This window comes from Cryobacterium lyxosi (genome assembly GCF_004403345.1).
Taxonomy (GTDB): domain Bacteria; phylum Actinomycetota; class Actinomycetes; order Actinomycetales; family Microbacteriaceae; genus Cryobacterium; species Cryobacterium lyxosi.
Genome location: NZ_SOGT01000008.1, coordinates 20788 through 47480 on the forward strand (window position 1 = coordinate 20788; position 26693 = coordinate 47480).

At 65.8% G+C, this 26693-nt stretch carries 22 protein-coding genes, 1 tRNA gene and 1 other RNA gene; 3 read left to right on the plus strand and 21 right to left on the minus strand.

The features are described 5' to 3' along the window. Positions 1-31: 31 nt before the first annotated feature. The 7 genes from E3T27_RS06350 to E3T27_RS06380 form a co-directional block, all read right to left on the minus strand. Positions 32-1102, minus strand: a complete 1071-nt coding sequence (locus E3T27_RS06350; protein WP_104195991.1) for an aspartate-semialdehyde dehydrogenase — start codon at positions 1100-1102, stop codon at positions 32-34. Between the two features lie 52 nt (positions 1103-1154). After that, complete coding sequence (locus tag E3T27_RS06355) at positions 1155-2432, minus strand: aspartate kinase (protein ID WP_104195992.1); 1278 nt, start codon at positions 2430-2432, stop codon at positions 1155-1157. 127 nt (positions 2433-2559) lie between these two features. Next, complete coding sequence (gene recR / locus E3T27_RS06360) at positions 2560-3159, minus strand: recombination mediator RecR (RefSeq protein ID WP_104192574.1); 600 nt, start codon at positions 3157-3159, stop codon at positions 2560-2562. Between the two features lie 3 nt (positions 3160-3162). Further along, positions 3163-5865, minus strand: a complete 2703-nt coding sequence (locus tag E3T27_RS06365; protein ID WP_134571989.1) for a DNA polymerase III subunit gamma and tau — start codon at positions 5863-5865, stop codon at positions 3163-3165. A 108-nt stretch (positions 5866-5973) separates the two neighbouring features. Further along, entirely contained in the window at positions 5974-7224 is a 1251-nt protein-coding gene (locus tag E3T27_RS06370; RefSeq protein WP_134571990.1) for an acetate/propionate family kinase, read from the minus strand. Beyond that, positions 7221-9449, minus strand: coding sequence for a phosphate acetyltransferase (gene pta, locus E3T27_RS06375; RefSeq protein WP_134571991.1), 2229 nt, complete (start codon positions 9447-9449; stop codon positions 7221-7223). The genes E3T27_RS06370 and pta overlap by 4 nt, the downstream gene beginning before the upstream one ends. Before the next feature lie 41 nt (positions 9450-9490). Beyond that, the gene (locus E3T27_RS06380) at positions 9491-11938 is read right to left on the minus strand and encodes a phosphoketolase family protein (protein WP_241992172.1); all 2448 of its coding nucleotides are present in this window, start codon (positions 11936-11938) and stop codon (positions 9491-9493) included. Positions 11939-12130: 192 nt separating this feature from the next. Between E3T27_RS06380 and E3T27_RS06385 the strand changes: the two genes are divergently transcribed. After that, a complete protein-coding gene (locus tag E3T27_RS06385) occupies positions 12131-13081 on the plus strand; it encodes a LysR family transcriptional regulator (RefSeq protein WP_134571993.1) in 951 nt (316 codons plus the stop codon). Positions 13082-13104: 23 nt separating this feature from the next. On the opposite strand, the gene E3T27_RS06390 is transcribed toward E3T27_RS06385, so the two are convergent. The 3 genes from E3T27_RS06390 to ffs form a co-directional block, all read right to left on the minus strand. After that, positions 13105-14103 carry an NAD-dependent epimerase/dehydratase family protein gene (locus E3T27_RS06390; RefSeq protein ID WP_134572157.1) on the minus strand — a complete coding sequence of 333 codons (999 nt, stop codon included), beginning with the start codon at positions 14101-14103 and terminating at the stop codon, positions 13105-13107. Further along, on the minus strand, positions 14103-15074 hold the full coding sequence (locus tag E3T27_RS06395) for an aldo/keto reductase (protein ID WP_104195996.1): 972 nt from the start codon (positions 15072-15074) through the stop codon (positions 14103-14105). Before E3T27_RS06395 ends, E3T27_RS06390 begins: the two co-directional genes overlap by 1 nt. A 142-nt stretch (positions 15075-15216) precedes the next feature. Next, positions 15217-15313, minus strand: an RNA gene (gene ffs, locus E3T27_RS06400) — signal recognition particle sRNA small type. 121 nt (positions 15314-15434) lie between these two features. On the opposite strand from ffs, the gene E3T27_RS06405 reads away from it, so the two are divergent. After that, a tRNA-Ser gene (locus E3T27_RS06405) sits at positions 15435-15522 on the plus strand. Between the two features lie 109 nt (positions 15523-15631). On the opposite strand, the gene E3T27_RS06410 is transcribed toward E3T27_RS06405, so the two are convergent. The 7 genes from E3T27_RS06410 to E3T27_RS06440 form a co-directional block, all read right to left on the minus strand. Beyond that, entirely contained in the window at positions 15632-16144 is a 513-nt protein-coding gene (locus E3T27_RS06410; RefSeq protein WP_134571994.1) for a mycothiol transferase, read from the minus strand. Between the two features lie 189 nt (positions 16145-16333). Then, complete coding sequence (locus tag E3T27_RS06415; RefSeq protein WP_134571995.1) at positions 16334-16693, minus strand: hypothetical protein; 360 nt, start codon at positions 16691-16693, stop codon at positions 16334-16336. Positions 16694-16724: 31 nt separating this feature from the next. Next, complete coding sequence (locus tag E3T27_RS06420; RefSeq protein WP_134571996.1) at positions 16725-17444, minus strand: SDR family NAD(P)-dependent oxidoreductase; 720 nt, start codon at positions 17442-17444, stop codon at positions 16725-16727. 13 nt (positions 17445-17457) lie between these two features. Beyond that, complete coding sequence (locus E3T27_RS06425) at positions 17458-18222, minus strand: SDR family NAD(P)-dependent oxidoreductase (RefSeq protein ID WP_134571997.1); 765 nt, start codon at positions 18220-18222, stop codon at positions 17458-17460. Then, entirely contained in the window at positions 18215-19621 is a 1407-nt protein-coding gene (locus E3T27_RS06430) for an MFS transporter (protein WP_104196001.1), read from the minus strand. The genes E3T27_RS06425 and E3T27_RS06430 overlap by 8 nt, the downstream gene beginning before the upstream one ends. After that, entirely contained in the window at positions 19618-20508 is an 891-nt protein-coding gene (locus tag E3T27_RS06435) for a polysaccharide deacetylase family protein (RefSeq protein WP_104196002.1), read from the minus strand. Before E3T27_RS06435 ends, E3T27_RS06430 begins: the two co-directional genes overlap by 4 nt. 19 nt (positions 20509-20527) lie before the next feature. Beyond that, positions 20528-21565: an asparaginase gene (locus tag E3T27_RS06440; protein ID WP_166786124.1), complete on the minus strand. Its 1038-nt coding sequence runs from the start codon at positions 21563-21565 to the stop codon at positions 20528-20530. Between the two features lie 214 nt (positions 21566-21779). On the opposite strand from E3T27_RS06440, the gene E3T27_RS06445 reads away from it, so the two are divergent. Continuing rightward, on the plus strand, positions 21780-22817 hold the full coding sequence (locus tag E3T27_RS06445) for a LacI family DNA-binding transcriptional regulator (RefSeq protein ID WP_104196003.1): 1038 nt from the start codon (positions 21780-21782) through the stop codon (positions 22815-22817). A gap of 142 nt (positions 22818-22959) precedes the next feature. On the opposite strand, the gene E3T27_RS06450 is transcribed toward E3T27_RS06445, so the two are convergent. The 4 genes from E3T27_RS06450 to E3T27_RS06465 all read right to left on the minus strand — a co-directional run bounded on the left by E3T27_RS06450 (position 22960) and on the right by E3T27_RS06465 (position 26390). After that, a complete protein-coding gene (locus tag E3T27_RS06450) occupies positions 22960-24162 on the minus strand; it encodes a sulfate/molybdate ABC transporter ATP-binding protein (RefSeq protein ID WP_134571998.1) in 1203 nt (400 codons plus the stop codon). Next, positions 24159-24941 carry an ABC transporter permease gene (locus E3T27_RS06455; RefSeq protein WP_241992154.1) on the minus strand — a complete coding sequence of 261 codons (783 nt, stop codon included), beginning with the start codon at positions 24939-24941 and terminating at the stop codon, positions 24159-24161. Before E3T27_RS06455 ends, E3T27_RS06450 begins: the two co-directional genes overlap by 4 nt. Positions 24942-25194: 253 nt before the next feature. Continuing rightward, the gene (gene modA / locus E3T27_RS06460) at positions 25195-25989 is read right to left on the minus strand and encodes a molybdate ABC transporter substrate-binding protein (RefSeq protein WP_166786125.1); all 795 of its coding nucleotides are present in this window, start codon (positions 25987-25989) and stop codon (positions 25195-25197) included. Continuing rightward, on the minus strand, positions 25986-26390 hold the full coding sequence (locus E3T27_RS06465; RefSeq protein WP_104196008.1) for a TOBE domain-containing protein: 405 nt from the start codon (positions 26388-26390) through the stop codon (positions 25986-25988). Before E3T27_RS06465 ends, modA begins: the two co-directional genes overlap by 4 nt. Positions 26391-26693: the final 303 nt, after the last annotated feature.

Consider the following 26693-nt stretch of genomic DNA (forward strand, 5'->3'; position numbering starts at 1 on the left):
ACCAGCGGAAGCGGGCCCGCGCGCGTCGAGGTTAGGCTACGACGAGATCGACCGCGATGAGCTCGGCGATCTGCACGGCATTCAGTGCTGCACCCTTGCGGAGGTTGTCATTACTGATGAAGAGGGCGAGGCCGCGACCATCTGCTACGCCTTCGTCCTGGCGGATGCGACCGACGAAGCTGGCGTCCTGACCAGCAGCCTGCAGCGGGGTGGGGATGTCGGTCAGTTCGACGCCAGGGGCGGATTTTAGTAATTCCTGGGCGCGGGCAACGCTGATCGGCTTGGCGAACTCGACGTTGATCGACAGGGAGTGGCCGGTGAACACGGGTACGCGCACGCAGGTGCCCGAAACGAGCAGCTCGGGCAACTCGAGAATCTTGCGGCTCTCATTGCGCAGCTTCTTCTCTTCGTCGGTCTCGAACTGGCCGTCATCAACGATGGAGCCGGCCAGCGGAATCACGTCGAACGCGATCGGACGGGCGTAGATGGTGGGCTCGGGCAGGGCAACCGACCTGCCGTCGTGCACGAGCTGCAGAAGGTTTTCGTCCTGCGCGGCGACGCGTACCTGGCTGGCCAGCTCGAACGCGCCGGCCAGGCCGCTGCCAGACACCGCCTGGTAGGTACTGACGATGAGCCGTTCGAGGCCGGCCTCATCGTGCAGCACTTTGAGCACGGGCATAGCTGCCATGGTGGTGCAGTTCGGGTTGGCGATGATGCCCTTGACGGCTCGTTTGATGGCTTCGGGGTTGACCTCGCTGACGACCAGCGGAACGTCGGGGTCCATGCGCCAGCCCGAGGAGTTGTCAACGACGAGCACGCCGGCCGCGGCGAAGCGCGGGGCCTGGGCCTTCGAGAGGGTGGCTCCGGCCGAGAAGATGGCCACGTCGAGCCCGGCGGGGTCGGCGATCGACGCATCTTCGACCGTGATGGGCTCACCCTTGAAGGTGAGGGTACTGCCAGCCGAGCGGGCCGAGGCGAAGAAGCGGATGCTCTTGACCGGAAAATTGCGCTCCTCGAGCAGGCGCCGCACCACGGCGCCGACCTGTCCGGTGGCTCCGACGACGCCGATGTTGATACCGGCTGTGTTGGCTGAGGTGGTCACGTGTGTTTCCTAACGTCGTTCGCCCTCACGGGCACTTCATGCTGTCGAGGGGCTAGCGGCCGGAGCCACCGTGCACGACGGCCTCGATCTCGCCGTCGAGCCCGAACGCGGTGTGCACCACGCGAAGGGCTTCGTTAATGGTGTCGGCCCGGGTGACCACCGAGATGCGGATCTCGCTCGTGGAAATCATCTCAATGTTGATTCCGGACTCATAGAGAGCCTCGAACAGTTTCGCCGATACACCGGTATTGGTGCGCATGCCACCGCCGACGAGGGCGAGCTTGGCGATCTGGTCGTCGTACTGCAGGCTCGCGAAACCGATGAGGTCCTTCTCGTTGGTCAGCGCGGTGAGTACCCGCTCCCCTTCTGACTTAGGCAGCGTGAACGAGATGTCGGTGAGCCCGGTGGCGGCAGCCGACACGTTCTGCACGATCATGTCGACGTTGGCGTTGGTGCGCGCGACGATCTTGAAGATGAGCGCGGCCTTGCCGGGGATGTCGGGCACACCGACCACGGTGACCTTCGCCTCGCTCAGGTCAGCGGCGATTCCGGCGATGATTGGCTCTTCCACGATTTCTCCTTTTTCTCGCGCGGTCACGGCGTTGTACACGATGGTGCCGGTGTTGTTGTTGAACGAGGAGCGCACGTGGAGCGTGACGCCGTGGCGGCGCGCATATTCCACAGCGCGAATATACAGAACCTTGGCCCCCGCGGCGGCGAGTTCCAGCATCTCTTCGCTCGTGACGCGCTCGAGTTTGCGAGCGCGGGGAACGACGCGCGGATCCGCTGTGAAGACGCCATCGACATCGGTGTAGATCTCGCAGATGTCGGCGCCGAGGGCAGCGGCGAGGGCGACGGCGGTGGTGTCCGAGCCCCCGCGTCCGAGGGTAGTGATGTCTTTGGTGTCGCGGTTAAAACCCTGAAAACCGGCAACGATGGCGACGGCGCCCTCGTCGAGCGCCGAGCGGATACGCCCCGGTGTGACGTCGACGATACGCGCGGAACCGTGCCGGGCATCCGTGATCATGCCGGCCTGGCTTCCGGTGAAGGAGCGTGCGTCGTAGCCGAGGCTTTTGATGGCCATCGCGAGCAGCGCCATCGAGATGCGTTCACCGGCCGTGAGCAGCATGTCGAGTTCGCGCGGGGCGGGCAGCGGGGTGACCTGGTGGGCGAGGTCGAGCAGTTCGTCAGTGCTGTCGCCCATCGCCGAGACGGCGACGACGACCTCGTTGCCAGCCCTGCGGGTGTCGACGATGCGCTTGGCGACCCTCTTGATACTTTCGGCATCGGCGACGGATGACCCGCCGAACTTCTGCACGATCAAGCTCATGTGACTCCTGAGATGGGGGTTTGCGGGCCGATGATGCGCGCCCCGTCCAAGGTTCCATCCTAAATGCTGGCGCTCGGGGTCGGCGCCATGTGACGCTGCGCTGCAGGCTGGGGCGGGGTGGGAGTGGCTAGTGCGCGACCTCGCGGCGACCCTCGAAGGCTCGGCCGAGGGTGACCTCGTCGGCGTACTCAAGGTCGCCGCCCACCGGAAGACCGGAGGCGAGGCGGGTCACCTTGATCTCGAGGGTTGTGAGCAGGCGCGACAGGTAGGTCGCGGTAGCCTCCCCCTCGAGGTTCGGGTCGGTCGCGATGATAACCTCCTGCACCGTGTTATCGGCGAGACGCTGCATCAGCTGGCGAATGCGCAGGTCGTCGGGGCCGACGCCGTCGATCGGGCTGATGGCGCCGCCGAGCACGTGGTACAGCCCCTTGAACTCGCGGGTGCGTTCTATCGCTACGACGTCTTTGGCCTCTTCCACCACGCAGATCGACGTGGGGTCGCGACGTGGGTCGCGGCAGATGAGACAGGTCGGCTGTTCGGAAACATTGCCACAAATTTCACAGAATCGCACCTTGTCGCGCACCTCGAGCAGCACGTTCGCCAACCGGGTCACGTCGAACTTCTCGGTCTGCAGAATGTGGAATGCGATGCGCTGGGCGGACTTTGGTCCGATACCCGGAAGCTGGCCGAGCTCGTCGATCAGTTCTTGAACGATGCCTTCATACATGGTCTAGTAGTCGTTTCTGGTTCGGGGCGCCGCGGTGTACGGCTGCTCTTCGATGAAGGTGGCGCCGAGTATCTCGCGCACGACGGCCTCGCCGTAACGCTGCTTCGTCGCGAACGACGGCGCCCGCGACGGATCTTTTTGGGCGCCGCGCTGGCCGGCGTTCGGGTGCTGTCGCCCACGCTGCGCGCTGGGCTGGACGGCGTTTGTCTGCACGGCGTTTGTCTGGACAGCGTTTGTCTGCACGGCGTTTGTCTGGACAGCTGATGCCTCAGCCTGCCCCGCGTAGTTCGGCACACGTTCGTCGGCGGGTGCGTCCATCTCGGGGGGAACGTCGTCATCGAACGGCGGTGGTACGTCGTCAAACGGCGGCTCGTCGTGGCGCTGCGGCGCGGCAAACGGCGCAGCAAACGGCGCAGCGGCCGAGGCGTCGGGTACCGCGGAGTTCGCAGCCCCGGAAGTCGCAGCCTCGGAAGTGGCAACTGAGGTCGCGGACGAGAACGACGAAACCGGGACCGGGGCAGTCGTCGAAACCGGCGCAGCAGCGTCGGCCGTGGCGTCCGTTGTCTCGTCGGCGATGACGGGTATTGCCGGACCATTGGGCGAACCGGGAATGGCCACGGTGGCCCACCCACTGGTTGATGCGGCGACCGGTGACGCGCCTGCGCCCGGCGACGCTACCGCGCGCGCAGCAGCGGCCGGAACGGACGCTGTGCGCGGGGTAGCACCAGCCCCACGTGCAGTCGGTGTCGCTGCAGTCGGTGTCGCTGCAGTCGGTATAGCTGCAGTCGGTACGGCTGACCGAGATGCCGCCGAAACCGCAGTCCCTGGATCTGGCTCGGCCGCTTCGAGCGCCTTAGCGGCAGGTGCTGCAATTGCGGTTGATTCGAGTGCGGGGTTCGCTGGCGCAGGCTCCGCGGCGACGGTCGGCGATGCCCCGGACGACGCGCTGGGCGAAGAGGTCTCACGGCTCGCTTCGACGCGCGCGATGAACTTGACCCGCAGGCCGAGCACAGCCACGATCGCCGTGCGCAGAAAATCGCTGGTTCCCATTCCGGGAACCTTTTGCTGCTTGAAGCTCTCGACGTCGGCTTGGCTCGGGAACGAGAGGGCGAGCACGTCGCCGTTCAGGCCGAGCACCTGAGCGGTGTAGACGACGAGCCACGCCGTGGTCTTCTCGTTTTTGACAGCTTCGAGAATCTCCGGCCAGGCGTCCTTGAGCTGCTGCAGAGTGACCGGGGCGCCGGGGGCGACAGCGGGGCGGTCAGCCTGCATTCCCGAAGTGGCGGACTCGGCCACCGGTTGTGGAGACACGACCGGTGGTTGTGGAGACAGGATCGGTACCGAGGCTGCGGGCGCGGAGGATGGCGACGTTTGAGAGACGGGCAGCATTCCCTGTGCGGCGGTCTTGGCGGGCTCGACCAGCGGTGCGGGCGCAAAGGAGGCGTGCACCACAGGAGGCGCGACAAGCACGCCCGAGGCCGGCGGCACAGATCCCGCGGAATTCGCCGAGCCACCAACGGCGGGCGCCGCAGCAACACCGTCGACGCCGATGCGACGCTCGAGGCGCTCAACCCGGGCCAAAGCGCCGCGCGTCGTGTCATCGGTCGCGGGAATCAGGGCGCGCGCGATCATGAGCTCGAGGTGCAGGCGCGGCGAGGTGGCCCCGCTCATCTCGGTAAGCGCGGCGTTGAGAATATCGGCGGTACGGGAGAGTTCGGCCGCCCCAAAAGCGGCGGCCTGCACGTTCATGCGCTCGAGTTCATCTTGCGGCACACCGCGCAGCACGGCCGCCGCCCCCGCGACGCTCGTCGCCGCGACGATAATGAGGTCGCGCATGCGTTCCAGCAGGTCTTCGACGAACCGGCGCGGATCTTGCCCGGTCTGGATGACCCGGTCGACCGCATCGAACGCGGCGGCTGGATCGCGGGCGCCGATGGCCTCAACGGCCTCGTCGAGTAGGGACGCACTCGTATAGCCCAGCAGTGCCACGGCGCGCTCATATTCAATGGACTGCCCGTCGGACCCGGCCATGAGCTGGTCCAGGAGCGAAAGAGTGTCGCGCGGCGAGCCGCCGCCGGCGCGCACCACGAGTGGCAGCACCCCGGGAGCGACGACCATCTTCTCGGTGTCACACATCTGCTGCACGTATTCGAGCATCGGTCCCGGCGGCACCAGCCGAAACGGATAGTGATGGGTGCGCGAACGGATGGTACCGATCACCTTTTCGGGTTCTGTGGTCGCAAAAATGAACTTCACGTGTTCCGGCGGCTCTTCGACGATCTTGAGCAGCGCGTTGAAGCCCTGCGGCGTGACCATGTGCGCCTCGTCGAGGATGAAGATCTTGTAGCGGTCGCGCGCTGGCGCAAAAATAGCGCGCTCACGAATGTCGCGGGCATCGTCGACACCGTTGTGGCTGGCCGCGTCGATTTCGACGACGTCGAGGGAGCCCCCGCCATCGCGGGCGAGTTCGACACAGCTCGGGCAGACACCGCAGGGAGTGTCGGTAGGACCCTCAGCACAGTTCAGGCAGCGGGCCAGGATGCGCGCCGACGTGGTCTTGCCACAGCCACGCGGACCACTGAACAGATAAGCGTGATTCACCCGGTTGGTGCGAAGCGCCGTCATCAGCGGATCGGTCACTTGGGACTGGCCGATCATCTCGGCAAAGGTCTCTGGCCGATAGCGGCGATACAGGGCGGTAACCACGTTCTCAATGGTACTTGCCCGCACCGACACTCGCCCGCGCTCGCGCCGCTTTACTGTTCTGTGCCTGCGCGTAAATCCGGTCGATCCGCGACACACCGGTCGAACGAGCTAACCCACCGTCGCCAGGGTCTGGCGGGCGATCTCAAGCTCTTCGTTGGTGGGAATCACCAGTACGGTGACCGCGGAATCGTCGGCGCTGATGACACGCGCGCCTCGATCGGTGGCCGTGTTGCGCTCGGGATCGATGCGGATACCCAGCGCCTCCAGCCCGGCAAGCGACCGTTCGCGCACGAGCGGCGCGTTCTCCCCGACACCGGCCGTGAACGAGATCACATCGAGCCGGCCGAGCTGCGCGTAGTACGCCCCGATATAGCCCTTGATTCGGTGCACATACACGTCGATCGCGAGTTGCGACGGCCCGTCACCGGCGGTTGCGGCTTCCATGACATCGCGCAAGTCGCCGCGTCCGGTGAGGCCCAGCAGCCCGCTACCGCGGTTGAGCAGGGTGTCGAGGTCATCGAAGTCGAGTCCGGCCCTGCGGTGCAGGTGAAAAAGCACGCCGGGGTCGATGTCACCGGAGCGGGTGCCCATGACGAGTCCCTCGAGCGGCGTCATGCCCATGCTGGTCTCGACCGAACGGCCGCCGGCGACCGCGCAAACCGAGCCTCCGTTGCCGAGGTGCAGCACGATCTGGTTGAGCTCCGTCACCGGGCGCGCGAGAAAGTTGGCCGCCTCGCGGGCCACGAAGCCGTGGCTCGTGCCGTGAAAGCCATAGCGACGAATGCGAAAACGCTCCGCCAGGTCGGCATTGATCGCGTAGGTGAACGCCTCCGGAGGCAACGTCTGGTGGAACGCCGTGTCGAAGATGGCCACATGCGGCACATCCGCGAAAGCTTCACCGGCCGCGACGATGCCCTGCAGCGCGCCCGGATTGTGCAGCGGCGCGAGCCCGGACAAATCATCGATGTCACGCTCGACCTGCGGCGTCACCAGGGTCGGCTCGTGAAAACGCGCTCCGCCGTGCACGACCCGGTGCCCGACCGCGACTGGCGCGTGGGCCGCGAGCGATGGCCCATGGGTCGCGAACGCCTCAAGCATCACGGCAAATCCGGCCGTGTGGTCGGCAATAGGCAGCTCACGCTGCCATTTCTGATCAGCGGATGCCGGACCTGGAGTTTTCGACGCGACGTCCGCCTCTGCTGTAGTCGCCGCCACCCCCGCGACAGAGTGTGCGGCCGCGCCCATGAGCTCGCCGATGCGCTCGACCAGACCGCTCGCCAACGTGGTCTCGGTATCCATTTCGATCAGCTGATATTTGAACGAGCTCGAGCCTGAGTTGACGACGAGAACCGCAGTCACCGAGTTGCCCCGGCGGGTGTGGCATCCACGACAAGACTGTTCCGCGCGCCGGTGTCCAAAGCGGAGGCAAGCCCGGCCGCCTGGATGGCCGTGATCGCGACGGTGTTGACAATGTCCTGCACCAGGGCACCGCGGGAGAGGTCGTTGATCGCCTTGCGCAGGCCCTGCAGCACGGGGCCGATCGCGACGGCGCCAGCGCTGCGCTGCACCGCCTTGTAGGTGTTGTTGCCGGTGTTGAGGTCGGGAAAGATGAACACCGTGGCGCGGCCAGCCACGCTGGAACCGGGCATCTTGGTGGCGGCGACCGCGGCATCCGCTGCTGCATCGTACTGAATCGGGCCTTCGACCAGCAGGTCGGGCCGGCGCTCGCGCACGAGGGCGGTGGCGGCGCGTACCTTCTCGACGTCGGCGCCCTCGCCGGAACTGCCGGTGGAGTACGACAGCATGGCGATGCGCGGCTCGATGCCGAACTGTACCGCCGTCGCCGCAGCGGAGATAGCGATGTCGGCGAGTTGCTCGGCCGTGGGCACCGGGATGACGGCGCAGTCGCCGTAGACCAGCACGCGGTCGGCGAGGGCCATGAGGAACACGCTCGACACGACTCCGACACCGACCTGGGTCTTGATGATCTCGAAGCTCGGCCGGATGGTGTGCGCGGTGGTGTGGGTGGCCCCGGAGACCATGCCGTCGGCGAGACCCTGCTGCACCATCATGGTTCCGAAGTAGCTCACGTCGGTGACGGTCTCGTTGGCCTGGTCGAGCGTGATGCCCTTGTGGGCGCGCAACTGCATATATTCGTGCGCGAACTTGATGCGCAGCAGGTCGTCATAGGGGCTCACGACGTGGGCCTTGGAGATGTCCAGCCCCAGGTCGATGGCGCGCGAGCGCACCTCGAATTCCTCGCCGAGGATGGTCAGTTCGACCACATCGCGGGCCAGCAGGGTGGCAGCGGCGCGCAGCACGCGGTCGTCCTCCCCCTCGGGCAGCACGATGTGCTGGCGGTTCTGCCGGGCCCGTTCAAGCAGCGTGTACTCGAACATGAGCGGGGTGACAACCTCGGCCCGGCTCACATCGAGCCGATCGAGCAGTGCGGCCGCGTCGACGTGCGTTTCGAACAGGGCCAGCGCCGTGTCGTGTTTGCGTTGCGAGTCGGCGGCGAGCCGCCCTCGGGTGCGGGTGATGCGCATGGTCGTGTCGTAGGAACCGAGCGACGTCCGAATGATCGGCAGCGATGGGGCGAGGCCCTCCATCAGCCGCTGGATAGCGTCGGGGAGTTCGAAGCCGCCATTGAGCACGATGCCGGCGATCGATGGGAACGTTGCGGAGGCGTTGGCGAGCAGCACGGCCAGCAGCACGTCCTCACGGTCACCAGGCACGACGACGACAGCGCCTTCGATCAGTCGTGGCAGCACGTTGACCATCGACATGGCCGCCACGACAACGCCGAGCGCCTCACGGGCCAGTAGCGCCGGGTCGCCCTCGATCAGGGTGCCATCGGTCGCCTCCATGATGCTCTGCATGCTCGGTGCGACAAGGTAGGGGTCTTCGGGAATAGCCCAGATCGGCACGCCGAAGGCTCCGCCCGAGCGCGCCGGCTGGGCGTTGGTCGTGGCGCGCACCGACTGGATGATCTCGGCCAGGGCCATTTCGTCGGCGCGGTTGACGATGATCGCCAAAATGGATGCGTGTTCGTCGCGCAATTCCGCCAGCGCTACATCGGTCTGCTGACCGATGTCCACGGCGGAGCGGGCGTCGCTCTGGCCGAGGCGTTCACCCTCGCCGGGGCCGACACGGCCGCCGAGCACGAGCAGTACCGGGGCGCCGAGGTTCGCGGCGATGCGGGCGTTGAAAGCGAGTTCGGTGGGGCTGCCGACGTCGGTGTAGTCACTTCCGATGACGACAACAGTGTCGCAGTTGGCTTCAATCGCCTTGTAGCGCGCGACGATACGGGCCAGGGCCGCGTCGGGGTCGGTGTTGACGTCGTCGTAACTAACCCCGATGCTCTGTTCGTAGGTCTGCCCGGCCGCAGCACCGGGTCCGGCGTTGGCTTGCAGGTGGCGAAGCAGGAGCTCGACGACGTAGTCGGGTTCGGTTGCGGTGCGGGCAACAGGGCGAAACACGCCCACCCGCTCCACCAGGTGGGTGAGCGTGTCGAGCACGCCGAGAGCGATTGAAGATTTGCCGGTATTGCCTTCGGCGCTGGTGATATAGATGCTTCGAGCCACGGTGTCCATTCAAGCGTATGTGGGGTGTGAGTTTGTTCTAGCTAGATGTTGTCGCTGCCGGTTTGGTCGATGCGCGGCGCGACATCCGTCTTCGACCAGGACCAGTCGGTGACCGCTGGCAGGTCCTCGCCGAAGTCCCGGGTGTACTGGCGCGCGGCCAGGCGGGCGTCCTGCATCTGCTGCCGGAGCAGGCCGGCGCGGGCAGCGAGGCCGGGGGTGCGGTCGATGACGTCCATGACGAGGTGATACCGATCGAGGTCGTTGAGCATGACCATGTCGAATGGGGTCGTCGTGGTGCCGTTCTCCTTATAGCCGCGGGCATGCAGGTTCTCGTGGCCGTGGCGCTTATAGGTGAGCCGATGAATGAGCCACGGGTAGCCGTGATAGGCGAAAATGATGGGCTTGTCTGGCGTGAACACGGCATCGAAGGCGCTGTCGCTCAGGCCGTGCGGATGGTCGTCCTCAGACTGCAAGCGCATCAGGTCGACGACGTTCACGACCCGCAGCTTGAGATCCGGCAGGTTCTCGCGCAGAATCTCGGCGGCGGCGAGCACCTCCAGCGTCGGAACGTCGCCGGCCGCGGCGAGCACGACATCGGGCTCCTGACCGGCAATTTCGGTGCCCGCCCAGTCGAAGATGCCCAGTCCCCGGTTGCAGTGGGCGACGGCCTCGGTCATGGTGAGCAGGTTCGGCGCTGGCTGCTTGCCGGCCACGACCACGTTGACATAGTTGACGCTGCGCAGGCAGTGGTCGTAGGTGCTCAGCAGCGTGTTCGCGTCGAAGGGCAGGTAGACCCGCACCACGTCGGCGCTCTTGTTGACGACGTGGTCGATGAATCCGGGGTCCTGGTGGCTGAACCCGTTGTGATCCTGCCGCCAGACATGCGAGCTGAGCAGGTAGTTCAGGCTCGCGATCGGGGCCCGCCACGAAATATCGGCGGTCACCTTGAGCCATTTGGCGTGCTGGTTGAACATGGAATCAACGATGTGAATAAACGCTTCGTAGCAGTTGAACAGTCCGTGCCGCCCGGTGAGCAGGTAGCCCTCGAGCCAACCCTGGCACTGGTGCTCACTCAGCACCTCCATGACGCGACCAGCTCGCGCCAGGTTCGTGTCACCGGGCCGGATCTCGGCGTCCCACTGTTTGCTGGTCACCTCGTAGACCGGCGGGGCCAGCCGGTTGGAGGCGGTTTCATCCGGCCCGAAGATGCGAAAGTTGTCGGGATTCAAGCGGATGACTTCGGCCAGGTAGCCGCCCAGCACCCGCGTGGCCTCATCCGTCGTCGCAGCCGGCTCTGGCACGTCGACGGCGAAATTGCGAAAGTCGGGCAGGTGCAGGTCACGGCGCAGGAGTCCGCCGTTGACGACCGGGTTGGCGCTCATGCGCAGGGGGCCGACCGGGGCGAGAGCTCGGATGTGTGCGACGGGAGCACCGTTGGACTCGAACAGCTCTGCGGGACGGTAGGAGAGCATCCACTCTTCGAGCAGGGCCGTGTGCTCCGGGGTGTCACGGGCGTTGGCGAGCGGAACCTGGTGGGCGCGCCAGGTGTTCTCCACCTGCACGCCGTCGATGATGGCGGGACAGGTCCAGCCCTTGGGAGTGCGCAGGATGATCATCGGCCAGCGTGGACGGGCAAAATCCTCGTTGTTTTTATCGGCCTCCGCGGCCGCTGCCTTGATCTCGGCGATCTGGTTGAGCACCCGATCGAGGGTCTCGGCCATGCGGGCGTGCACGAGCAGCGGATCTTCGCCGTCGAAGCCGCCAGAGACGATGTACGGAGTGTGACCGTAGCCGCGCATGAGGTCGAGCAGCTCGTCTTCGGGGATGCGCGCGAGCACGGTGGGGTTGGCGATCTTGTACCCGTTGAGGTGCAAAATGGGCAGCACGACGCCGTCGTGAATCGGGTCGATGAACTTATTGGAGTGCCAGCTGGTGGCGAGCGGCCCGGTTTCAGCCTCGCCGTCGCCCACCACCGCGGCCACGAGCAGGTTGGGATTGTCGAATGCGGCCCCGTAGGCGTGGCTGAGGGCGTAGCCGAGTTCGCCACCCTCGTGGATGGATCCGGGGAGTTCGGGCGAGGCATGGCTGGGGATTCCGCCGGGAAAGGAGAACTGGCGAAACAGCTTCTGCACGCCGCGGGCGTTCTGTTCGATGTCGGCGTAGACCTCGGTGTAGGTGCCGTCAAGATAGGCGTTGGCGACCATTCCGGGGCCGCCGTGGCCCGGGCCGGTGATGTAGATAGTGCTCTGGCTGCGTTCCTGGATGGCGCGGTTCAGGTGCGCGTAGAGAAAGTTGAGGCCGGGCGTTGTGCCCCAATGGCCGAGCAGGCGCGGTTTGACGTGGTCGCGGGTGAGGGGCTCGGTGAGCAGGGCGTTGCCGAGCAGATAGATCTGGCCGACGGTCAGGTAATTCGCGGCACGCCACCAGGCGTCGATACTCGCGAGGGCCTCCGGGCGAAGCGGTGCGGGTGCACGCGTATGCCAGGTCATGGTGCCGGAATCATGGATCATCGGTCCTCCGCATCGTCTCGCGGCCACGCAGCCGCGCTTCCTCCATCCTATTGAGCCTTGGTCGTGCCTCAAGTGCCAAAGGTCCCGTTGGCCGCGGAGGCGTCCACCCCCGGGCTTCAGTCCAGTAGATTCACTTCTGAACGCGACCTGATCCAGTCATAGGATCGTTGAATGGAACTCCGTCAACTTGAACATTTCGTTACGGTCGCCGAGGAACGTCACTTCACCCATGCCGCCGACCTCTTACAGATCTCACAGTCCGGCCTCTCGGCTTCGATTCGTGCCCTCGAAGGTGAACTCGGGATGTCGCTTTTCGCCCGCAGTACTCGACGGGTGGAACTGACCGCGGCCGGACAGGCGCTTCTGGCGGACGCCCTGCGCACGCTGGCCAGCGCCGCCGCCGCGCAGAATGCGGTCGCGGCCGTTCGTGGTCTCATGCGCGGCCGGCTCACCGTCGGGGCCGAGCCGTGTGCCGGCGCAATCGACCTGCCCGCCGAACTGGCGCAGTTCCGCACGGTCAACCGTGGTGTCGAGGTCAGACTGCGCTACGCGGGTTCGGTCGAACTCATCGAGAGCGTCGCAAGCGGGCGAGCGGATATCGCGGTCGTCGTCGAGACCGGTCCCACCCCGCCAGGGGTTACCCTGCACGAGCTCGGTACGCAAAGGCTCGTTGTACTCGCTCACCCCGACCATCCGCTGGCCGCCCGATCCTTGATCACTCTGGAGTCTTTGCGCACCGAGTCGCTGATCGGTTTTCAGTCCGGTTGGGCCGCGCACGTGCTCGCCCGACGGGCCTGTGCCGCAGCCGGATTCGACTATCGGGCGGCGATGGAGGTCAACGACGTGCATTCTCTACTGGATCTGGTGGGCTACAACCTCGGAGTCGCCATTGTTCCGGCGAGCTTCGCCGCCAAGCGTCCCGAAACCCTGCGCACGATCGAATTGCCCGGCGGCCTGCCGACGTGGAGTGTCGCGGTCGCCGTCGCCGACGAGCCGAGCCCGGCCGCCACGGCGTTCCTGGATCAGCTCTTGGCAAACGTGGCGGTTCAGGTTGCGGGCAACTCGGTCGACGCCAGCTCGGTCGACGTTAGCTCGGTCGACGCCAGCTCCGCCGCCACCTGAGCCGAAACGCTTTTTCCTGTTTGCTAACCCCTCGTCCTAGCCGCGTCAATGAGCGCCTCGAAGCTGCGCTCGAGGCCCGTGTCTCTGATTTGCGCGTCGGGGTGTGCGTCGTACCAGCGGATGGTGTCGCGCGCGCCGAGCGCGAGCGGGGTGGTGCAGACAAAATCGGGCACGAGCGCCTTTATCTTGCTGTTGTCGAAGATGACGGAATGCGCCTTGTCGCCGAGTAGTGCCGGGCCGAGATGCGGCACCGCAGCCGCGATGGTCTCCGACGCCACGTGCACCAGCTCGGGCAGTGGCACGCCCGCTGCCTCGGCGTACAGCTCGTAGATTCTATTCCACGGCAGAAATTCGTCGGAGGTGATGGTGAAACTGTCGCCGATGGCCTGTGGCAGGCCGAACAGCCCGACAAAGGCCTTTGCGAAGTCTTGGCTGTGCGTGATCGTCCAGAGCGAGGTGCCGTCACCGTGCACCAGCACGGGGCGGCCGGCGCGCATGCTGACGATGTCACTCCACCCGCCGGTGAGTGGAATCGCCGTCTGGTCGTAGGTGTGCGAGGGGCGCACGATCGTGACCGGGAATCCCTGCTCACGGTAGGCCGCGACCAACAGGTCTTCGCAGGCAATCTTGTCTCTCGAATACTGCGAGTAGGGGTTTCGAAGCGGCGTGGATTCCAGAATGGGCAGTCGAGCCGGCGGCTTCTGGTAGGCCGACGCCGAGCTGATGAACACGAACTGGCCCGTATGCCCCGTGAACAGCTCGATATCTGCCGCCACGTGCTCAGCCGTGAACGCAACGAAGTCCACGACGACATCGAAGGTTCGCCGACCCACGGCAGCCCGGATCGAGGCCGGGTTGCGCCCGTCTGCCGTGAGCACCTCCACACCGGCGGGAACCGGCCGCTGGGTCGTCGTCGCCCGGTTCAGCACCGTGAGGCGGTGCCCGGTCGCGACCGCTCGTGCAGCGGCGGCAGCGCTGATCACGCCGGTACCGCCGATGAACAAGACGTCGAGCCCGCGCATCACCATGCGTAGTCTTCCGGAGCGCTCTTCTTGCCGGGGAAGATCTCGTCGAGGCGGGCCAGTACCGACGCGTCGAGTTTCACATCGAGTGCGCGGATGCCCGCAGCCAGCTGGTCCTGCGTGCGCGGACCGATGATCGGGGCGGTGACGCCGCCCTGGTGCAGCAGCCAGGCGAGCGCGACGTCGCCGGGTTCGTGGCCGAGTTCGGCGGCGAAGTCTTCGTACTTCTCGATGGCGTCGCGGTGAGTCGCGAGGGCTTGCACGGCATGGTCGGAGAGGCGACGCTTCCCGTCTCGCTGCTGGCGGAGAACTCCGCCGAGCAGTCCGCCCTGCAGAGGGGACCAAGCGATGACGCCGATACCGTTGGCCTGTGCGGCCGGCAGCACCTCGAGCTCGATATCACGGGTGATCAGGTTGTAGATGGACTGCTCGCTGACCAGTCCGGTGAAATTACGTCGACGCGCTTCGGCCTGGGCCGTGGCAATGTGCCAGCCGGCAAAGTTGCTGCTGCCGGCGTAGAGGATCTTCCCTTGCGCAACGGCCGTCTCCATGGCCTGCCAGATTTCATCCCACGGGGTGCTGCGGTCGATGTGGTGAAACTGGTACACGTCGATGTAGTCGGTCTTGAGCCGGGTGAGGCTCGCGTCGAGGGCGCGGCGGATGTTCAGGGCCGAGAGCTTGCCGTTGTTTGGCCAGTCGGTCATGTCACCGTAGAGCTTGGTGGCGAGCACGGTCTTATCGCGACGCTCGCCGCCCTGGGCGAACCAGTCGCCGACGATCTTCTCGGTCGCACCGTGCCCGAGGCGACCGCCGTAGACGTTCGCAGTGTCGACATAGTTGATTCCCGCGGCCTGGGCGGCGTCCAAAATGGCGAACGATTCGGACGGGTCCGTTTCCGGGCCGAAGTTCATGGTGCCGAGGCAGAGGCGAGAAACCTTGAGGCCGGAGCGGCCAAGCTGGGTGTATTCCATATCTTTAGGTTGGCCGCGCATCGGTCGGCTGTCCAACAGCACCCACGGATACCACTGTGCACCTGCGCTTCTCAATCGAGAACGCCTGCCCAGCCGTTTCGGCACACGGCGCAGCCCTGGTTGCCCCCGCGCTTCCCCGTATAGAAAAGACTCCTCGCGCACCCGCCAGAGCCCGGTTACCCTTGCTACGTTTCCGTCCTGGGGGAATTGGCCAAGGTGGCGCCACGCGAGGAGCCGAACCTCAGTTTAGGGTACGACGTGGGGCGTGGCCAACCGAGCGCGGTCTGGGCCGGTGGCGGCAGCATCCGCTGGAAACAGGTAAGATTCTCTGGTGCCGTTGCTTTACTGAAACGGCGGCCAGGAGAATTCGCCTAGTGGCCTATGGCGCACGCTTGGAAAGCGTGTTGGGTGAAAGCCCTCGGGGGTTCGAATCCCCCATTCTCCGCCAGATAAGCAAACCGCAGCGTGTCGGGTGACGCACAGCCCCACTTGCGGGGTTCGAATCCCCCATTCTCCGCCAAAACAACAAACGCAACGTGTTGGGTGACGCCCGCGGCTCAGACGCCAGCGCGATCGGCGAGACCGCGCACGAAGGCGGCCTGACCGGCGTGCTGCAGGTCGTCGGAGAGCACACTAGCGAGGCGCACACCGACCGTGACGGCGGGGGTCCAGGACTCGTCGACGACCCGGTCCAGGTCCGCCGCGCTCAGACTGGCTAGATAGGCGAGGGTCACGGTGTGCACGGCGTCGTAGTAACCGCCAAGCAGGTCGGCGTCGGCGCGGACGTCGGCGACCTCGGCGGATGTGAAGCCATAGCCGATCCTCTTCGGCTCGAACGGCAGGTCGAATCGTTCGGCCCACCCCTGCTCGGTGTACACCTGCTCGGTGCCCGCCAGGTCGGCGATGTGGTCGTCCTGCAGGCGGGACAGGTGCCAGGTGAGCCAGGCAATGGTGTTGGCATCGGCATCCGCTCGATACGTGAGGGTGGCGATGGTCGCGTTTTTCAGGGTCGCACCTACGTATCCCTGGATACGGGAAAACTCTTCGATGAGCAGTTCGGACGGGGTCATGGCTCTCCTTAGTCGTTCTGCCACCGTACCCCCGCGCTACGCCGCGATGCGGGCGATGTTATTGCTACGCTCCGACCAGACGTGTCCAGCCATGATGGTCACAATCCCGAAATCGCGCAGGCCATCGATTCCGGCCGAGCGCAGTCTTGTGTTGTTTACGTGGCGTAATCCTAAAACTTCGTGCCCCGATCAGCGGTGTGGCCCAACGAGCAAGCGTTGCCGCGTGAGCTCGAGCCCGAGGGCAACGACGCGCGCCGAAAGGCCCACGGGCCCTTCGGTGAGCGCCCTCACCTCGAGCGCGTGCTGCAGCACCGACGCACTTCGGACGGGGAGCGCGCGCCAGATGTCAGCAACGGTGTGGCACAACAAGATCGAGCCCGTGGCGCTGGTCACCGACCATCCCGCGGCGAGCGCCGCGATGCGAGGTGCGCCGGGCACGCCGGCACAGACGGAGGACACCGTTCGCGCCACCAGAATGCGATTTCTGAGGGTGTGTTCGTTGCCCATCACCGGGTCGGGGTAGACCGTCGTGCCGCATGCTCCGCACATTTTTGGTTCCTGACTGACCTGACGGTCCGAGTTACTGCATCACGTCGCCGGAGTTGGGCCCGAGGGTCTGCCCCACATAGAGGTTTCCTCCCGGCTCACTCGCAAGCAGCAGCGCCGTCGGGGCGACTTCGGCCGCAACGCCGAACCGCCCGAGCGGCAATTCGGCGCGCTTGGCACTCTTCCAATCTTCGGAGATGCCTTGCACGAGCGGGGTCTCGATCGGGCCGGGAGCGATGCTGTTGACGAGCACGTTGTCGCTGGCAACTTCAAGCGCCAGCGATTTAGTCAGAGCCACGACCCCGGCCTTGGCCGCCGAATAGTGGCTCAGGCCGGTGCCGCCCTTGATGGCGAGCTGGGAGGCGATATTGATGATGCGGCCCCATTTCTGTTGGCGCATCTCCCCCACCACCTCCCGGCAGCACAGGAACACCCCGGTGAGGTCGACCGAGAGAGTCTCGTTCCACATGGCGAGTGTCATGTCTTGCAGGGGCGACTCGGTGAGCAGGCCGGCACTGTTCACCAGAACGTCAATGGTGCCAAGTCGTTGGCGAGCGGTCGCGAAGGCCGCGCGCACGCTGTCTTCCTGCGACACGTCGACGTTGATCGCGTCAATGTCGGTGCCCGCGCGATCGAGGACGACCACGCGGTCACCGTTGGCGACAAATGCTTCAACGATCGCCCGGCCGATTCCGCTACTGCCGCCGGTGACGACGACTCCGCGGCCGGTGGACGCGCGATGGTGCAAGGTCATTTCTGTTCCATATCTAGGCGCGCATTTTCACGGTGAGTCCGCCGTCAACGATGAGGGACTGCCCGGTGACGTACCCGGCCTGCGAAGAAGTGAGAAACGCGATGACACTGGCCACTTCTGCCGGCGTACCCACGCGACCCCAGGGGATGTCCTTGCCTGCTCGGGCGAGTCCGTCCGGTCCCAGCGAATTGACCGGGTCGAGTGACTGCGGAGTTTCGATGAGTCCGGGAATGACCGCGTTGGCCCGAATGCCCTGCGGCCCCAGTTCAACAGCCACACTGCGAATCAGACCGAGCACGCCGGCTTTCGCCGCAGCATAGTGAGCATGACCCTCCCACCCGTAGACCGCGCCGGCGATCGAGGAGACCGCCACCATGGCGCCGCCCTCGGTCATGCGTTCGGCTCCGGCACGCAGCGTGCGCAGCACACCGGTGAGATCGACATCGAGCATGTCGGTCCACCGGGCATCCGTCATGTCAGCGAGGGATGAATGACGAAGAATGCCCGCGTTGGCGACGGCGTAGTCGAGGCGGCCGTACTCGTCGACCGCTCGTTGGGCGAAAGCGTCAACGGATGCCGTGCTGCGCACGTCGACCTCGTGCACGACGGCTTCGCCACCGGCATCTCGCACCAGCCGCAGTGTTTCCTGCGGGTCGTGCGGGTCGCCCGGGAAGGTGCCGATGATGCTGCGCACCCCCTCGCCGGCGTAATGCACGGCGAGGGCCCGACCGATGCCGCTAGCGGCTCCGGTGATGATGGCGACGCGGGCTTCAGACACGCTGGGCTTTCAGCTCGTTTTCCGGTGCGACAGCGAGGGGAGCTTCTGCCATGGGCTTGGCGGCGAACATGAGCACACCCGAGATGAGGGTACCGAGGGCGCCGACCCAGAGCGCGGCTGTTCCCGTGTTGGATCCGGCGGCAACGGCGGTGAACAGCGCGCCGCCAAGGACGATGCCGGGCTGGCTCATCGCGCCGATGAACGCGGTGCCGGTGGCGCGGCAGCTCACCGGGTAGCACTCGGCCATGAAGTACTGAATAGCTGCGTACGGGCCCACCAGAAAGAACAGGCCGGCGCCAAAGCTCGCCACGATGGTCACGGGGCTGTTCGCGAGGGGACTCAACATGATGGTGAAGGCGACCGATGCGAGGATCCAGCCGCTGATGATGGTGCGCTTGCGGCCGATCTTGTCGCCGAGCCACCCGTGGAAGACGTAGCCGAAGTAGGCCAGGGCGTTGATGATGATGAGCATCCAGAAGGCATCGGAGAGTTCGACGCCCTTGGCGTTCTTGAGAACGGAGCTGCCCAGAATGCTGAAGATCATGATGCCAAAGAAGTTGAAGATCCAGGCGAGCGAGAACACGATCGTGTTGCGGCGCAGCTTCGGCTCCCAGATGAGCTTGAGTGGTGCGGTCGAGGAATGCTCGACGCCGTACGACCCGGCGAGCAGGTGGGCTTCTTCGGTGCGCCCGGCCTTGTCGAGTCGGGTGAGTTCACTGTGCAGTTCGAACTGGGGAGTTTCTTTGAGCTTGCGTGCGATGGCCCAGACGATGAGGGCGGCGGGGATGGTGGCCATCAAATAGAGGGCACGCCAGCCGAAGGTCGGGAGAAAAGCCAGGGCGAGCGCACTGGCGAGCAGAAAGCCGAGCGGCCAGCCGCCCTGAATGAAGGAGTAGCTCAGGCCCGGGCGCTTGCGCTTCTTCTCGTCTTCGGTGACCTGGTAGACCTCGTTCATGTAGGTCGCGTTGACGGCCTGCTCGGAGAACCCGAGACCGCCAAAGGAACGCACGATCACGAGTAGGCCACTGCTCAGGAAGGCCATTCCGGTGGGGATGATAGCGGTGAGGCCGGAGACGATGGCCGTGCCACCGACGGTGACCATCATGCCCTTGCGTCGTCCAAGACGGTCGATGACCGGGCCGACGCCGAAGCAAACGATCGCAGTTCCGACGGCGATCCAGGTGTTGATCGCGTAGGCTTCCGGCGCGGTCCAGCCAAAGGATTCCTGCATGGCGGGAAGGAGCGTGCCGAACAGTCCGTAGTCAAAGACGGCAACGGTCCAGGCCAACAGCGCCAGAATCGTGGCGGTGCGGGTCTGCTTCACGGTGAAGGCGGGAAAGCGACGTTTCTCGTTGACGGTCGCCGCCGTGAGATCGAGGGTGGGAGATTTCAGTTTCATGTGGAGGGAACCTTTCGGGGGGAACGGGCGAGGAACGAATCTGCAATCTGGTCGAAGGTGTTCCAGCTGACGCCTTCGTGGGAGTTGAAATGCTCGATGAGACGCTCGAGCATGAGGAGCACTTGCGGTCGTCCGGAGACGTCGGGGTGGATCGTCATCGTGAAGACGGCCTGATCCATTTCGCGGTAGACCCAGTCGAACTGGTCTTTCCACATCTGCTCGATATCGCGCGGATTCACGAAACCGTGTGAGTTGGGGGCGGCCTTGATGAACATCATCGGCGGCAGGTCATCGAGGTACCAGTTGGCGGGAATCTCCACCAGGTCGGTCTCGATGCCGCGCACGAGCGGCTCCATCCAGGTCTGGGCGTTCTGGGCATAGTCGATCTTTTTCCAGCTGTCACCGACACGCACGTAGTACGGCTCGAAGTCATTGTGCATGAGCGAGTGGTCGTACTTGATGCCGCGTTCGAGCAGAATTTCGTTCGTCACCGTCGAGAATTCCCACCACGGGGCGACATACCCGGTGGGGCGGCGGCCCGAGACGTTTTCGATCAGTTCGATGGATCGGTCTAGGATCGTGGTCTCCTGTTCGCGGGTCATCGCGATCGGGTTCTCGTGGGAGTAGCCGTGCACGCCCATCTCGTGGCCCGCGGCAACGATCATGCGGGTGAGCTCGGGAAAGGTCTCGATGGAGTGCCCTGGAACGAACCAGGTGGTGGGCAGGTCGTACTTGTCGAACAGGCGAATAAGACGCGGCCCACCGACCTCGCCGCTGAACATGCCGCGCGAGATGTCGCATGGGGAATCTTCGCCGCCGTAGGAACCGAGCATGCCGGCGACAGCGTCGACGTCTACTCCAAATGCAATCTGGATATCTTTTTTCATATCTGTGCCTTTCGTTGCACTAACAAATTTGGGTGGACTCGACGATGGCTGCCCCGTACAGGGCAAACGCGTCGGCGATCTCGTCATGATTGCGATCGAGCTGCAGCAGAAGGCTGAGCAGAATCAGCGATTGTGAGGGCCGCAGCAGGCCAGTGGGGATGGCACCGGCCGCGACGAGGTCTCGTCCTCCGCCGGCACCGTAGATCGGGAGGACCGGGCCGGCACCCACCCGGGTGCTCGTCACCACGACGGTGCCGGCCGCGGCGGCCGCGGTGACGGCTGCGCACAGGGCGGGGTTACCGTTGCCGCTTCCCGTCGCTTGCAACACGATTCCGCTGGCCCCGGCAGCCACGGATGCCTGCAGCAAGATTCCGTCAGCCCCCGGATAGGCAGACACCACGTCGACGCGCCTGGCCTGGCGAGGAGGGATGGGCGGGAGCGGGAGCGGGGGCATCCGCTGGTTATGGCGGGTGATGACGACGTCACCGGTGGCGGTCAAAAAACCGGCCGAGCCAAAGTCGGGGTTGGTGAAGGCATGAAGCGCGAAGGTCTGTGCTTTGCGCACGCCGTGGGCGGGGAATATCTCGCCGGCGAAAACGATCAACACGCCGAGGTCTGCTGCCGCAGGTGATCCAGCGACCGCGATCGCATCGGCGAGGTTGCCGGGGCCGTCGGGGTCGGCGGCGTCGGCGGATTTTTGCGCCCCGGTAAAGACCACCGGGCTCACGTGGTCGTGGGTGAGGTCGGCCAGGTAGGCGGTCTCTTCCATCGTGTCAGTGCCGTGCGTGACGACGACCCCCCGCACCGATGGGTCGGCGAGGGCAATCTTGATCTGCGCGCAGATCGCGATCATGTCGACGAGAGTGAGCAGGTAGGACCCCTCACAGGCGACGTCGACGACCCGCACGGGGTAGGCCGGGGCTGTGGCCAGACCGCCGAGAATTTGGGCACCGGCGTCGGCGGCAACCGCGGCACCGCCTTCCGCAGAGTGGGCGCGCGACGAGATTGTTCCCCCGGTCGCCAGCAACACCACGTGGGTGCCAGCACGATCTGTCATTATTTTCTCCGAGGGTCGGTACCCAAACGATTGGGTTTCTTGATGAAAGAGTAGATACCCAATGTTTCGGCCGACTGCACGCGTCATTGCGGGTACGTAACGCTCACTACCCAATCGTTTGGGTAGTGAGGTTGTCAAACTATAGAATGAGATCGACAGGCAAGTCAAGCTTCGTATCCGGCTCTCTCGGATCACGGAAACTGGAGACAGCGACATGACAGGCATCGGACCGGGGTCCGTCACCCTAAAAGATCTGGCCGCCGAACTCGGCCTGCACCCGTCGACCGTGTCACGGATCCTGCACGGGAAAGCTGACACGGCACGCGGCGCGGCCGCGCCGGTGACGGCCCAACGTGTGCGTGACCTCGCCAAGAAAGTGGGCTACTCCCCCGACCCCCAGGCCACGAGCCTGCGCACGCGGCGCACGCATCTTCTCGGAGTTATCGTTCCGCGTCTTTCCGACCTCGTGCTTGCGGTTATGTACGAAGGGATCGACGAGGCAGCCGACGACGCGAACTATTCCACATTCGTCATGAACTCTCGTGACGATACATTGATACAGCGGCGCAAGATGGAAATCATGCTGTCTCGGCGGGTAGATGGCCTCATCATCGGTGACGCGCACCTTGACGGCAATATTCTCGACGATCTCACCGAACGCAAGGTGCCGTTCGTGCTCATGAACCGCGCCATTGCCGGCTTTGCATCAGCCACCTGCGATGACGTCCTTGGCGGAGCTCTGGTGGCGCAGCACCTCTGGGACCAGGGCCACCGCGATGTTTCCATCATCGCTGGTGAACCCTACGCCAGCACTGGGGTCGATCGCACGCACGGTTTCGTCTCCCGGTTTCGCGCGCTCGGCGGAACAATCCCCGAGAGCGCCATCGTGTGGTCGCGCTTCGACACAACGGGCGGGCACACTGCGGCGGATAGCATTCTGCGAGGCACACATCGTCGCCCCAGTGCGATCTTCGCGGTCAACGACTTCGCGGCCATCGGCGCCATGGGCGCGGCAAATTCTCACGGATTGCACGTGGGCCGCGATCTGGCAATTGTCGGATTCAATGACACGTCGCTGGCCGCGCAACTGCCCATCGCGCTGTCGTCGGTGCGATCGCCGATGCACGACATCGGCCGGGTCGCCGTGAAGTTGCTCCTCGGCGTGCTGAACGGAGACGCCGTGGAGTCGGTCAAACTCCTTCCTGTTTTATGCGTGCGAGACAGCAGTGATTTCACGTGGGCGGCGGGGTAAGAGACGGTTCCTACCCGAAAACGGTGAGGCTCCCCCGGCTACTTGGATGGTGCCACGTCACAGGTGACGCTCTCCGGCACACCATCGTGAAATACCTTTTTTCTCAACGCTGACCCCGTCCCTGGTACCCGGAACGTAAACGTCAGCGACGGTAGGCACTCACATCGGTGGCCTTGACCGAAAGCCAAACCGTCGAGCCCACCTGCAGGCCGAGGTCGGCAACCGCGGCGGGGGTCAGCTCCGCGATGACCTCCGGGTCGCCGCTCGTGCGCAGGCGCACTCCGCCCGTGCCCGGCTCAATGCCTCTCACCCGGGCCGACCAGACGTTGCGGGAGCTCGCGTGATGGGGCCGTTCCGTGAGCACGACGACGGATGCCGGGCGAAAGACGGCCGCGGCGGACGCGGGGGCTTCTGCTGCGGGGGCTGCGGAGGCGGGGGCTGCTGCGGCGGGGGCTGCGGAGGCGGGGGCTGCGGAGGCGGGGGCTGCGGAGGCGGGGGTCGCGGGCGACAGGGCCGCGGCATCCGCTGGGCGCACCCAGAACATGCGGCCGTCTGGGGCGACGACCGCGCCGTTCTGCGCGGTGCCCACCACGAGATTGACGCCGGCGAGCGCCGCAACGAAGGGGTTCTGCGGGGCAGCGAGCACCGCTGCAGTCGTGCCTTCGTCGATGAGCGCGCCGTGGTGCAGCACGGCGACGCGGTGGGCGAGCACGACGGCGTCGACGATATCGTGGGTGACGATGATGGCGCTGGTGCCGGTTTCGGCAAGCTGCTCGCGGATGAGTTGACGGATGAACGGTGCTGTTTCCGCGTCGAGGGCGGCCATCGGCTCGTCGAGCAGGAGAACACGCGGGCCGGCCGCGAGGGCTCGGGCGAGGGCGACGCGCTGCTGCTGCCCGCCGGAGAGGGCGCCCGGCAAGCTGTTGCCGAGGCCGGCCAGGCCGACCCGGTCGAGCCAGCGGTCAGCCTGCACCCGGGCCGAGGCCGCGTTCAGTCGCGCTTCGCCGACCCGGAGCGCGAAGGCCACGTTGGCGCGGGCACTCAGGTGCGGAAAGAGCAGGGGCTCTTGTCCGAGCAGGCCGATAGCGCGATTCTCGGGTGCCACGAGCCGACCGGGCGCGGTGAGGGTCGCGCCATCGAGGGTGATGGTTCCGGTATCGGGGGTGGCCAGTCCGGCGAGCAGGTCGAGCACGGTCGACTTGCCCGAGCCGTTCGGGCCCAGGAGGGCCAGCACCTCGCCGGGCGCGAGCGTGAGTTGCACGTCGAGGGTGAACCCGCCTCGGGTGAGTTGTAGGTTCGCAGCGAGAAGCGTGGTGGCGGCGTCCTGGCCGAGGGTGGCGGTCACGAGAGTACGCTCGCCCGGCGGGTTCCGACCAGCACGAGGATGATCACAGCGACCGCGATCAACAGCAGTGACAAGGCGACAGCCTGGTCGGTCGTCACGCCCGAACCGTTGAAGGCGGTGTAGATGGCAAGGGGCATGGTGCGGGTGACTCCCGCCTGGTTGCCGGCGAATAGGGCGGTCGCACCGAATTCGCCGAGCGCGCGGGCGAAGCTCAAAACGGTGCCGGCGAGAAGTCCGGGGGCGACGAGCGGCAGCGTGATGCGCGCGAAGACCGTGCCGCGACCGGCGCCGAGGGTCGCGGCGACACGCTCGTAGCGGATGCCGGCTGTGCGCAGGGCGCCCTCGACCGCGATCACCAGGAACGGCAGGGCCACGAAGGTTTGTGCGATGACGACCGCCGCGGTCGTGAAGGGAAGGCGCAATCCGGCAAGTTCGAGGGTGTTGCCGAGTACGCCGCCGCGGCCGAGCAGGGAGAGCAGCGCGATGCCGCCGACGAGCGGCGGCAGCACGAGCGGCACGGTGACGAGCGCCCGCAGCAGACCGGCTGCACGCGGCTGCGACCGCGCGATGACGACGGCGAGCGGCACGCCGAGAAGCAGGCAGAGCAGCGTCGAAACGGATGCTGTCACCAGCGACAATCCCAGCGGCTGCAGGGCCTCGGGTGAGAGCAGCAGGGCGGGCAGGGCGGCCCAGTCGACCTTGAGCAAGAGACCGGCGAGCGGCAGCACGAGCAGGGCCAGGCCGATGCTCGCGGGTACATAGAGCAGGCGCGGGATCACGCGCGACACCTCTTGGATTCGTTCGCGGATCCGTTCGCGTTCGCGGCTCCGTTCCGGGCTCCGTTACCGAGTCCGTTCCCGACTCTGTTCCCGACTTCGTTCGCGGATTCGTTCGCAGCTCCGTTCCGGGTGTCGTTCCGGGTGTCGTTCCGGGTGTCGTTCCGGGTGTCGTTCCGGGCCCGGGCCCGGAACGCAGGCCCAGGTTCTAACCTGGGCCCACGGTCACAAGGTGGGCCCAGACGAACCAGAACCCTCACGGGGCAAGAAAGCCGTGGGCGGCGAGCACGGCCTGACCCGCTGGGGAGAGGACCAGGTCGACGAAGGCCTGGGCGGCCTCGGCGTGCGCGCTGTCGGCTACGACCGCGATCGGATAGTGCCCGACGACCGCATCCGCTCCAGCCGGCGTCACGCCCTGGATGCGGTCGGGATTGGCGGCGACGTCCGTCGCGTAGACGAGGCCGGCATCCGCTTCACCCACGGCGATCTTGGTGACGACGGCCGTCACATTCTGTTCCTCGCTGGCGGGTGTGAGGCTGACGCCCGCGTTGGCGAGCAGGCTGGCGGATGCCGCGCCGCACGGCACCTGCGCCGCGCACAGCACGGTGATCACGCCGGGTCGGGCGAGATCCTTCAGGGTCTCGATCTTGAGCGGGTTGCCGGGGGCGACCGCGATACGAAGCGTGTTGCCGGCGAACAGGGTGGCCGGACCGACCAGTGCGTCGTCGCCCAGCGGCTGCATGTTCTTCTGGTCGGCACTGGCGAACACGTCGGCGGGGGCGCCGGCCGCGATCTGGGTGGCGAGGGTGGAGGACCCGTCGTAGGTGACCTGCACGTCGACGGCCGGATTCTCGTGTTCGAGCAGGGTGGCGAGCTCGTCGAAGGCGCCGGTCAGGGACGCGGCGGCGTAGACGCTGAGGGTCTGGGGCGCCAGCCCCAGAGCGGTCGGCGCATCGGTGTCCAAGGCATTCGAGGCGTTCGAGGGTGCACAGCCGGTGAGGGCCAGGGCGAGCACGGCCAGAACGGCCAGTGCCGGCGGGACGCGGCTCACGGCATCCGTCCCGGAGTTTCGACGATCACGTTGGTGGCCTTGATCACGGCGACGCTGAGCGAGCCGACCTCGAGGCCGAGTTCGCGCACGGCCTCACTCGACATGAGCGAAACTACGCGGTGCGGGCCGCACTGCAGTTCGACCTGGGCCATGACCGTGTCCAGGGTGATGGCGGTGACGATGCCGACGAATCGATTGCGGGCACTGCGCCCGACGCTCGACGGGTCGGTCGGGGTGCTCGCCTGGTCGACCGCGAAGGCCGCGAGCGCGGTTCCGTCGACCGCGAGGCGACCGGTGGCGTCGGCATCCGCTGCGAGACGGCCACCGTCGACCCAGCGTCGTACGGTGTCGTCGCTGACGCCGAGCAGCTCGGCGGCCTCACTGATCCGATATTGCGTCATAAATGGCACGATAGCACCGCATGTGCGGTTTCAACCCATCCGGCGGTCCCGGAAACCACGCCTAGCTGGTCCCGGAAACCACGGCCAGCTGGCCTAGGAACCACGCCCAGCTAACCCGGAAACCACGGCGGGCTGTCCTGCGCCATGCGCATAACTCCTGCAAATTGCTCAGCCCGACCGGTACGAACCGCTCAGATAGGGGCAGAGTGACGGCGACGACGACAGATTGCAGGAGTTATGCCTCTGCGCAGGGCGGTTCGGCAACGCTCTTCCCCGAGCTGGTGGCCGCGGGGCCGCGCAGCG